9 protein-coding genes and 1 pseudogene are annotated in these 9,700 nt (G+C 47.6%); 7 read left to right on the forward strand and 3 right to left on the reverse strand.

All coding sequences use genetic code 11. The features are described from left to right. Positions 1 to 341 precede the first annotated feature (341 nt). Positions 342 to 608, forward strand: a pseudogene (locus QUA57_RS27240) (ISKra4 family transposase); the annotation flags it as partial. Between the two features lie 371 nt (positions 609 to 979). On the opposite strand, the gene fabD reads toward QUA57_RS27240, so the two are convergent. The 3 genes from fabD to plsX all read right to left on the reverse strand — a co-directional run bounded on the left by fabD (position 980) and on the right by plsX (position 4,478). Beyond that, positions 980 to 1,861 carry an ACP S-malonyltransferase gene (gene fabD, locus QUA57_RS27245; RefSeq protein WP_333064874.1) on the reverse strand — a complete coding sequence of 294 codons (882 nt, stop codon included), beginning with the start codon at positions 1,859 to 1,861 and terminating at the stop codon, positions 980 to 982. A gap of 405 nt (positions 1,862 to 2,266) precedes the next feature. Beyond that, positions 2,267 to 3,268: a beta-ketoacyl-ACP synthase III gene (locus QUA57_RS27250; protein WP_006633727.1), complete on the reverse strand. Its 1,002-nt coding sequence runs from the start codon at positions 3,266 to 3,268 to the stop codon at positions 2,267 to 2,269. Between the two features lie 160 nt (positions 3,269 to 3,428). Further along, positions 3,429 to 4,478, reverse strand: coding sequence for a phosphate acyltransferase PlsX (gene plsX / locus QUA57_RS27255; protein ID WP_333064876.1), 1,050 nt, complete (start codon positions 4,476 to 4,478; stop codon positions 3,429 to 3,431). A 214-nt stretch (positions 4,479 to 4,692) separates the two neighbouring features. On the opposite strand from plsX, the gene QUA57_RS27260 reads away from it, so the two are divergent. From QUA57_RS27260 to QUA57_RS27285, 6 genes are all read left to right on the forward strand, one after another. Then, positions 4,693 to 6,027: a D-alanyl-D-alanine carboxypeptidase gene (locus tag QUA57_RS27260; protein ID WP_333064877.1), complete on the forward strand. Its 1,335-nt coding sequence runs from the start codon at positions 4,693 to 4,695 to the stop codon at positions 6,025 to 6,027. Between the two features lie 81 nt (positions 6,028 to 6,108). Continuing rightward, a complete protein-coding gene (rpsP, locus tag QUA57_RS27265; RefSeq protein WP_333039433.1) occupies positions 6,109 to 6,393 on the forward strand; it encodes a 30S ribosomal protein S16 in 285 nt (94 codons plus the stop codon). Beyond that, positions 6,365 to 6,883, forward strand: coding sequence for a KH domain-containing protein (locus QUA57_RS27270; RefSeq protein WP_333064881.1), 519 nt, complete (start codon positions 6,365 to 6,367; stop codon positions 6,881 to 6,883). Before rpsP ends, QUA57_RS27270 begins: the two co-directional genes overlap by 29 nt. A gap of 374 nt (positions 6,884 to 7,257) precedes the next feature. Then, entirely contained in the window at positions 7,258 to 8,211 is a 954-nt protein-coding gene (locus tag QUA57_RS27275) for a PhoH family protein (RefSeq protein ID WP_333039441.1), read from the forward strand. Positions 8,212 to 8,389: 178 nt separating this feature from the next. Continuing rightward, the gene (locus QUA57_RS27280) at positions 8,390 to 8,797 is read left to right on the forward strand and encodes a ChuX/HutX family heme-like substrate-binding protein (RefSeq protein WP_333039443.1); all 408 of its coding nucleotides are present in this window, start codon (positions 8,390 to 8,392) and stop codon (positions 8,795 to 8,797) included. Positions 8,798 to 9,042: 245 nt separating this feature from the next. Next, entirely contained in the window at positions 9,043 to 9,627 is a 585-nt protein-coding gene (locus QUA57_RS27285) for a DUF6816 family protein (RefSeq protein ID WP_333064879.1), read from the forward strand. The last annotated feature ends 73 nt before the right edge of the window (positions 9,628 to 9,700 follow it).

The following is a 9,700-nucleotide window of genomic DNA, read 5'->3' on the forward strand; positions in this document are numbered from 1 at the left end:
TATTCTTTCTCTGCGCTGTGCTTATCTCAATGGTCAACTTTCCACTTGATATATGTGCAAAACTGAGATGCACCCCATCTCTTGATGAAGTTATTCGTGCTTATTGTGCAGAAAGAGTGTCTCATACTTATTTGAAATGACTATATCTGGTGACAAGCTGCCTCCGAAGGGCAGTTCAAACTCGGATGGGGGTTGTGGGGCCAGCTCAACTTTTCGGTACACGATCGCAGGTGGTGATGCACGGGTTTTGACCTATTTTACCTGTTTATCTTGCACTTTACTCTCGATCGCGCGCTCGAAACCTTTCGCCACGCAATATGCGATCGATTATTCAGCAAGCCCTATTTAGAAAGCTCAAGAAAAAAGCAGCAGTGAATTTTTGCAAATATCTAGAAAAGCACAAACAAAGGATTATCAACTATGAAGTTTTCTCTATTGATGGCATCTGTTCAATTGGTTCAGGAGCGGTAGAATCAGGGATTAAGCAAATAGCCAGACGAATTAAAATATCAGGAGCTAGTTGGAAATCAGAACATGTGGGGCAAGTATTAGCTCATCGTTGTGCTTACTTGAACGGGTTAATTGGAAATCAGGGAAAAACTTCATAAGTATAATTACTCACTGCAAAAGTGACATGCTCCCGATTAGCTCCTGACCCCGTGAAGTATTTTGCCGCAGAGGAAAATCGAGATTTAGGGATTGTCAAAGCTCAACGAAAACCCAAGTTAAAATGGATTATCGCTCCCTATAAGCTTGGTTTTTATGCCTAGTTTAGATCGGGATTTGTCGCTTGCCCCGTCAGGTCGATCGATTTCTCGATTTTGAATTAATATTTTCTAACTGTCTGGATCGTCTATCCCCAATTTGCACAACAGGCAATATTCGGATTTGCCTGTTGTGCTATTTGTTTTTCGGCAATCTTCAGGCCTGTTAACTCTCAATTTTACGACCTGGGATTTCATCACAGGTTAAACATAGATTAAGCGGGCAAATCTGCAAAACTGCTAACATTTACCAGCGCTAAATCCGGACAAGTCCGTTTGATCAAACCTGTGAGAACTTTGCCGGGGCCAATTTCCACTACGCGATCGATTCCTTGTTGTGGCAGTTGCAGCGAAATTTCTCGCCACCGGACGCCTTTGGTCATCTGCTGAGTCAACCGCTGCTTTAAAGTGGCTGCGCTGGTAGTGGCTGAAGGTTCTGCGTTCGAGAGCACCAGCATTTTAGCATCGGAAAACCTTGCAGACTTTAACGCTAGTTGAAACTCTGCCGCCACCCCGGCCATCAGGGGAGAGTGAAACGCACCAGAAACATTCAATTTAACGGCGCGTTTGACTTTGATTTTGGCAAGCAAATCTTCTACTGCTGCGGGCGTTCCAGAAATCACGACTTGTGCTTCGCTGTTGTCGTTTGCCAGCACTACGTCTCGGCTGTATTGAATTTGCAGTTCTAGTTCCTGCCTGTCGAACCCGATCAAAGCCACCATTTGACCGCCGGAGGCAGTGTCCATGAGTTCGGCGCGGCGTTTGACTAAGCGCAAGCCGGTTTCAAAGTCAAAGACGCCTGCTGCGTAGAGGGCGACGTATTCTCCTAAACTGTGACCGGCAACTACCGCTGGTCGATCGCTTTTTTCTCGCATTAAGTCGGTCAAAATACTTTCTACTACGAACAAGCAAGGCTGAGTGTAGAGAGTCCGAGATAGTTTTGCTTCTTCTTGTTGGCAAACTTCCGAGACAGACCAACCTAAAATTTCTTTAGCGAGCTCAAATTTGGCTTTGGCTGTTGGCAAGTTTAATAAGTCTGCACCCATCCCGATCGCCTGGGAACCTTGCCCGGGAAATACCCATGCTGTTTTAGTCATTTTTCCGGTAATCTGCTAATTGGTGGTTGCTAATTGGTGATTGCAAAAATTCTTTCTTTCCCGCTTCTAAGTTCGCTCGCTGGTATCCGCTATCTTTCGGTTAACGAACTATCTACTAGCGACTCACAATTATAACATAATAATTGCATTTTTTACGAAGTTTATATTTTTTTTGCTACTTTAATTAAATTAATAGCAGTAACAAAATTTTCCACCTTCTAGCCGGGGAAAGTCGATCAAACAATAGAGGATTTTCTATTTCAGGGCGTGCTTGTCAAGAACTCCTGTCCCGGGGGTGTGCGGCTGCACACCTTGCCCTATGTATGGCGTGTTCAAGGATTTGTATTTTGCAAGTGTCACAGCCCCGACAATAAGCAGGGCAAGTTTACAGCCGGCCGCCAAATATTACCTTCCCCATTGAAAAATCGCCGCCCCCCAAGTCAAACCTGCACCGAAACCAGCCGCAGCAATAGTATCGCCCGGTTTAACTTTACCCAGACGCACGGCTTCGTCTAAGGCAAGGGGAATTGAAGCCGCTGAGGTATTGCCGTAATTCGCCAAATTGCTGATTACTTTTTCGGGGGGAATCTTTAGCCTTTGGGCAACTGCATCGAGAATCCGCTGATTGGCTTGGTGCAACAGCAGCCAGTCAATTTCTGCAGCGTTAATATTAGCCCGAAACATAGCTTTTTCTATGACTTCCGGCACTTTTTTTACGGCAAAGCGATAAATTTCTTGACCATTCATTGTGATGGGATTAAATCCGCCAACTCCGACGCTGACGCCCTCAATTAATTCTTTTGACTCGGCTTTGTAAGCCAAATTTAGAGACGAATTTTGTGTGCCGTCGCTGCGAATTTCAAATCCCAAAAAGCGATCGACTTCTGAAGCTTGTAATACCACCGCACCTGCACCGTCTCCAAAGAGAATACAAGTACCCCGATCCGACCAATTCACCCACCGAGATAAAATATCTGCTCCGATCAGCAAAACATTTTGATAAACCCCTGTCCGAATGAACTGCGAGGCTGTAACTAAACCAAAAACAAAGCCCGAACAAGCTGCTGTTAAATCAAAAGCCACAGCTTTTGTGGCGCCCAACTGATATTGAATTTTACTGGCAGTGCCAAACAAATCGTCAGGACTCGAAGTCGCCAAAATAATCAAATCAATATCTGTCGGCGAAATTTCTGCCATTGCGATCGCCTGAAGCGATGCCTCCGAGGCTAAATCGCACAAAGAAGTACGATCGTCTGCCAGCCTGCGGGAGCGAATGCCCGTCCGCGCCCCAATCCACTCGTCAGAAGTTTCTACTATCTGACTCAAACCGTTATTATCCAGCGAAACCTGCGGTGTACAAGAACCGCTACCTGTGACGGCAATGCCGAACCCTGATTGCTGCAACATTCCTCTCCATTTATGAGCGATCGATCGAGAAATTAAAAATTAAAAACTACCAATTAAAATTATTTTTTAAACTGCTGAAATTACTTTTTAAGCAAAACAGTGGGTTTAAGCTGACTTTTTTAATTTTACATTTTTAATTTTTAATTCCTACTTACTGCCTCTAATTCACAGCTTCTTGTTCCATAGCGCTTTGGTGATTGGACGATCGAATTCGCTCCAGCACTTGGTTGTCAATAGCCTCCTTCGCCAAACGAATGGCATTAAAAATAGAGCCAGCTTGAGACGAACCGTGGCTGATAATGCAAACTCCAGCAACGCCCAATAGCAAACCGCCGCCGTGTTCAACGTGGTCTACCCGCTGCTTAAATCCTTGCAAGCTTTTTTGCAGCAGAGGATCGTTAATTTGATGTTGGAGTCCTTTGACTAATTCTTCCTTCAGCACTTGCACGACGACTTCGCCCACCGCTTCGGCAAACTTCAACAACACGTTGCCGACAAATCCGTCGCAGACAATCACGTCGAATTTCCCCGACAGCACGTCGCGGCCTTCGGCATTGCCCACAAAAGGAATGTTCGGGTTGTCCACCAATAACTGGTGAGTCCGCACTGCCGCGTCGTTGCCTTTAGAAGGTTCTTCGCCAATGTTGAGCAAGCCGATTTTAGGTTCGGCGACGCCCAGCACGCACTGGCTGTAAATAGTTCCCATAAGAGCAAACTGCTCCAAAAATTTGGGGCGGCAGTCCACGTTAGCGCCGACATCGAGAATGAGTACAGAGCTGCCCGGTACCATTGTCGGTAAAACCGCACCGATCGCAGGGCGATCGATTCCGGGGAGCCGGCCCAACCTGAGCAGGGCAGCAGCCATTGCCGCGCCGGAGTGACCGGCGGACACCACAGCATCAGCTTGCTGCTGCTTTACCAAGTTCATCGCTACGTTAATCGAAGCGTTGGGCTTGCGTTTGAGGGCACTCAAAGGTTCTTCGTGCATTTCCACCGCTCCTTCAGAAGGAACGATTTCTAGCTGACCTGTAGAGACGCGGCCGATCGCGTCTTGTTGCCGGAGCGAGTCTTCTATTTGCTGCGGGTCGCCCACGAGCAAAATCTCTACGCCTAATTCTTCTTGTGCCTTAAGCGCTCCAGCTACAACTTCGGCGGGGGCATGATCCCCGCCCATAGCGTCTATTGCAATTCTTGCGCGTGTCGATCCCATTGACCAATGTTTGAGAAACACTAAAAATTCTACCAGGAAGTCAGGAGCGTGAATCCAGAAGTCTGAATAAAGAACTAACCTCCGCTCGCAACGGCGATCGGACAATTCTCATTTCCGACTACTCTGATAGAACTTGTTTTGTCACTACTTTACTATTTTTGACTGCAAATTGAAAAAATCAATGCAATAGTTTACATGACTTTAGGAGTAAAAGATGCTGGATTTATTTAGCTCAGGGATCGTGTCTCTGTGGCTGGACATGGCTGGGGTACGCAGTGTCGGGCCTAATGCTGCGTCAGTGCTGGCTTGGCGGGGAGGGATACCCGGGTTAGTGGTGGCCGAAGATTTGGCTTTTGGGGGAATAGATGCGGCAAATCCAGACTTGCCAGCAGAAGCGACGGTGCGGGAATATTTAAAAGATTTGAAAGACAAGAACCTGATTGATGGGAATCAGGGAATTTGGGTGCAAGCGGGAATGGTGCCGCTGGTAAGTCAGCAAGGCAAGACGCTGATGCCTGGGGCTTCGCTGACTAAGATTGCTACTTCTCTGGCGTCGCTGGAGACTTGGGGCCCGGATTATCAGTTTGAAACGCGGTTCCGGGGAACCGGGCCGATTAGGAATGGGGTGTTGCAGGGAGATTTGGTGGTCAGCGGCGGGGGCGATCCGCTGTTTGTGTGGGAGGAGGCGATCGCCGTTGGCAATGCTCTCAATCAAATGGGTATCGAGCGCGTGGCGGGAAATTTGGTGGTGACAGGCAATTTCCGCATGAATTACGAGTCCGATCCTTTGGCGGCCGGGGAGATACTGCGGCAAGCTCTTGAGGGTAGCAATTGGCCTGCGGAAGTGGTGGCCATGTATTCTAAGATGGCTCCGGGAACTAGAAAGCCGCAAGTAACGGTTGCCGGCAGCGTCATTGCTGAGAAATTTGTGACTTCGGGGCATTTGCTGCTGAAACGCCGATCGCTCCCTTTAGCGGAAATTCTCAAGCAGATGAACGTCCACAGCGACAATGAAATAGCTCAGATGCTGGCCGACGATTTGGGCGGGGCAAAAATAGTCCAGCAGCAAGCGACTTGGGCTGCGGGAGTGCCGGAGGAGGAACTTCAATTAGTTAACGGTTCGGGATTGGGAGTGGAAAATCAGATGTCTCCGAGGGCGGCTTGTGGGATGATGCAGGCGATTGCCCGCAACCTTCAGACTACAGGGCTGACGATTGCTGACTTGTTTCCGGTGTCCGGGCGCGATCGAGGAACTTTGGAAAACCGACACATTCCGCGATCGGCTGTGGTGAAAACTGGTACTTTGGACACGGTGATTGCTTTGGCTGGAGCCATACCCACGCGCGATCGGGGTTTAGTTTGGTTTGCAATTATTAATCGCGGCACCGATTGGGACTCTTTGAGAGCGCAGCAAGATATATTTTTGCAAAAATTGGTGCAGCAATGGGGAACAGCATTGATTTTGCCACTAGCAATTACACCGCACATTGACGGCGCCAGACCGGCCTTGGGGGCAGCAAATCGTAGCGATATTTTGGTCGGAGGTTAAGAAATAGGGGTTGAGTTGGAGTTCGGGGAAGGAGCACTGACAAAATAGCTTAGAATTGGAACAAGACTATTGTGCAAGAAGATGATCAAACTGCGATTGAAGAGATACGGGAAAAAACGCGAGACAAGCTACCGGATTGTAGCGATGAACAGTTCTACTCGCCGCGACGGCCGTCCCCTAGAAGAGCTCGGCTATTACAACCCCAGAAATAACGAAACCAGGCTGGATGTTCCAGCGATTGTCAAGCGCCTGCAACAAGGCGCTCAGCCAACTGACACCGTGCGTGACATCCTGAGAAAAGCCCATGTATTTGAACAAGTCGGAGCCGGAGCCAACGTTGAATCCAGCACAGCAACAGTCAGCTAGTCCCAACTATGCTGGACTGGTTAAATTTTTAATTGGGCCTTTTTTAGAGACCCCAGGCTCTTTGCGGGTTGATTGCGAACTGCACCCGCGCCAATCGCGGGTCTGGGTTAGGCTTGCTTTTGAAGATCCCGACAAAGGCCGGGTGTACGGTAGGGGCGGACGCAATATTCAGGCAATTAGAACTACGCTCGAAGCGGTGGCGCAGACGGCGGGTCAGTCCCTCTACTTAGATATATACGATGGTGAAGCGGGCGATCGTGGAGCTGGCCCGCCCAGGGGCGATCGCGACCGCCCGGATCGCGATCGCCCAGATCGCGACCGCCCGGATCGCGACCGCCCAGATCGTGGCTCGCGGGAGCCGCGAGGCGACTTCCGACCCCGGACGCCACCTCCGTCGCCGAGTCCCTTAGCTAGCAGAACTCCGAGAGAACAACCTCGCCGTACTAACACACCTACGTTTAGAACGAGCAGAAATACTCCCGGTTATTAACTAACTGCAGAGCCCAGAAAGAATTTTAGATTTTAGATTGCCTGTTGTAGACTTTGTATTACAAGCGCCGTTTAGTTTGAAATTGCCGGTTTTGCGATCGGAAACAAATGTAAAATTTTAAATTTCAAATGTCAGCGGCATCAGGTTAATCTAAAATCTAAAATTTTCAATCTAAAATCTAAAATTGCCTGACTTAATAGAAGGGAGATTTGATTTGTGCCTCAAGCACCAAACTCATTTGGGAGCTAAATCTAAAAGACGCCTTAGATACTAGGTAAAACCTAGTAACGGGCGTTTTTTTGTTCCCAAATAGTGACTGTTTGAACGTTTAGTTGTTAACTTTTAATTGCTTATTTGGAGGAGCTTATGTTGGCATGAATGAAAAACTAACAATAGAGTTACCGAGCATTCAAAGCGCAATGTCGCTGGCCGGTAATCAAGAAGAAAACCTGAAAATGATCTCTAAGCAAACTGGTGCTACCCTGGTAATGCGAGGGCAAGAACTGCTGATTTCCGGCACAAAAAGTCAAGTAGAATTGTGTCATAAATTAGTGCGATCGCTCTCCGACTATTGGAAATCCGGCAAAAATATTACCGGAGTTGAAATCCAGACGGCGCGCCAAGCTTTGGATACCAACCGCCAAGGCGATTTACAGGACTTGCAGCGAGACGTTCTCGCCAGAACCCGCCGCGGCGAAGAAATTAGAGCCAAAACCTTCAAGCAGCGGCAATACGTCCAAGCAGTACGCACGCACGACCTGACATTTTGCATTGGCCCCGCTGGTACTGGCAAAACATTTCTAGCAGCTATTTTCGCCGTGCAGGCGCTGTTGAGCAAGCAGTACGAACGGCTGATTTTAACCAGGCCAGCCGTGGAAGCTGGCGAAAAATTAGGGTTTTTGCCGGGAGATTTGCAGCAAAAAGTCGATCCATATTTGCGCCCGCTTTACGACGCCCTGCAAGAAATGATCGACCCTGAAAAAATGGCCGATTTAATGGAAAGAGGCTTGATCGAAGTAGCTCCTTTAGCTTATATGCGGGGGCGCACTCTCAGCAATGCTTTCGTAATTTTGGACGAAGCTCAAAATACGACGCCAGCTCAGATGAAAATGGTGTTGACTCGTCTGGGCTTTCGATCGAGAATGGTAGTAACGGGCGATATCACTCAAACAGATTTGCCGCCAAACCAACAGTCGGGATTGTCAGTCGCCCAAAACATTCTACGCAACGTTGAGGGCATTGCTTTCTGCGAATTTTCTCAGGCGGATGTGGTGCGACATCCTTTAGTGCAGCGGATTGTCGCTGCTTACGAACTGCACGAAACATGAAGGAATAAAGCCCTTCGACTTCGCGATCGGGTAAAAAGAAGGAAGAAGGAAGGCTTGAGTTATCTGGGAGAGAAGGAAGAAGGAAAATTTATCCTTTTTTCTCTAATTCCTTTTCCTAATTCCTAACTCCCATTTGATTATTATCGATTTAATCCACAATCCACAATCCAAAATTGATATGACTGCGACTCTGAAAGAATTCTTGGAAGCTTGCGAACAATTGGGAACGCTGCGTTTAATCGTGACTAGCAGCGCGGCGGTGCTGGAAGTGCGCGGTTCAATTCACAAGCTGTTTTATGCGGAGTTGCCGAAGGGTAAGTATGCCAATATGCACGCCGAAATATTTGAGTTTCACCTAAATATGGACAAAATAAAACAGGTGAAGTTTGAAACTGGCGAGGCGAAAAGAGGCAATTTCACTACTTATGCAATCCGTTTTCTGGACGAACAGAATGAGGCTGCTTTGAGTGCGTTTTTGCAGTGGGGAAAGCCGGGGGAATACGAACCAGGACAGGTAGAAAATTGGCACGAATTGAAGGAAAAATACGGGGAAGTTTGGGAACCCGCACCTGTTGAGGCGCTTTAAAACATAGGCTTTTCCACCTTTGAATTGCATATTGGGGGCGGGTAGGATGCACAACCCCTACTCCCCACAAGCAGAATATTTATTTTTGTGCAACAGGCACCTTGCCTGTTTATGAAAATGGTATAAAATATGATGTTTAACGGATTTGTTGTCTCATTTTTGAATTAATGAACGGCAGAGGGCGCAGAACTGGCAGAGAAAAGAGAAAGAGAAATCTAAGGTGAGTTGTTTGAATGTAATTGGGTATGAAGGTAATTTGGGGTTTTTGTTTGGTTTTTCTGGTGTTGCTGTGGGGTGGCGGTGCGAGGGCCGGGGTTTTGGGCGATCGCATATCAAGTTTTCCCAATTGGGAAAGCAAGCCTCCTATCGCTGTAGCTAAGGGAGATTTGGTATATCCCGACTGGATGGCGGGGAATTGGAATGTTGCTAGCACTTTGGTAGATTTAGCCGCTCCTTTAGCGCCAAATATTGTCACGCCCGGGGTTGAAAGCAACCGCCAGTATTTGCAGCAGCCAGTATTATTTAAAGTGCGATTTCAACCGGAAAAAAATATTGGGTTAATTTCTAATTATACCTTTAAAAAGGCTCAAAAGATTGTAGCCGATCGCACTTTTAACGGTTTGAATATTGCCAAGGCTTATTTAGGCGATGGTGGGGTAGTTTCGGTGAAAGTCGATCCGACCAATCCCAACCGCCAAATTACTGTGTTGAAAGGGGAACGCCAATTAATTTCGATTGTTACCAGTCGCGGCACTGAAACGCCGAATCCTCGCGAGTTTGTGTCTACAGAGATTTCTCAGCAGATTTTTCGGGGAGAGTCTGATATTTAGGGCTTGCTGAATAATCGATCGCCAACCAAGAGCAGGAGCGATCGATATATTCAAGCAGAGTTAAATATAAGTT

It is taken from the genome of Microcoleus sp. Pol7_B2, assembly GCF_036701035.1.
GTDB lineage: Bacteria > Cyanobacteriota > Cyanobacteriia > Cyanobacteriales > Microcoleaceae > Microcoleus.

Excerpts from the sequence above, each read along its gene's own strand:
- fabD (WP_333064874.1), bottom strand. The coding sequence starts at position 1,861 with ATGACTAAAACAGCATGGGTATTTCCCGGGCAAGGTTCCCAGGCGATC.
- QUA57_RS27250 (WP_006633727.1), bottom strand. The coding sequence starts at position 3,268 with ATGTTGCAGCAATCAGGGTTCGGCATTGCCGTCACAGGTAGCGGTTCT.
- plsX (WP_333064876.1), bottom strand. The coding sequence starts at position 4,478 with ATGGGATCGACACGCGCAAGAATTGCAATAGACGCTATGGGCGGGGAT.
- QUA57_RS27260 (WP_333064877.1), top strand. The coding sequence starts at position 4,693 with ATGCTGGATTTATTTAGCTCAGGGATCGTGTCTCTGTGGCTGGACATG.
- rpsP (WP_333039433.1), top strand. The coding sequence starts at position 6,109 with ATGATCAAACTGCGATTGAAGAGATACGGGAAAAAACGCGAGACAAGC.
- QUA57_RS27275 (WP_333039441.1), top strand. The coding sequence starts at position 7,258 with ATGAATGAAAAACTAACAATAGAGTTACCGAGCATTCAAAGCGCAATG.
- QUA57_RS27280 (WP_333039443.1), top strand. The coding sequence starts at position 8,390 with ATGACTGCGACTCTGAAAGAATTCTTGGAAGCTTGCGAACAATTGGGA.
- QUA57_RS27285 (WP_333064879.1), top strand. The coding sequence starts at position 9,043 with ATGAAGGTAATTTGGGGTTTTTGTTTGGTTTTTCTGGTGTTGCTGTGG.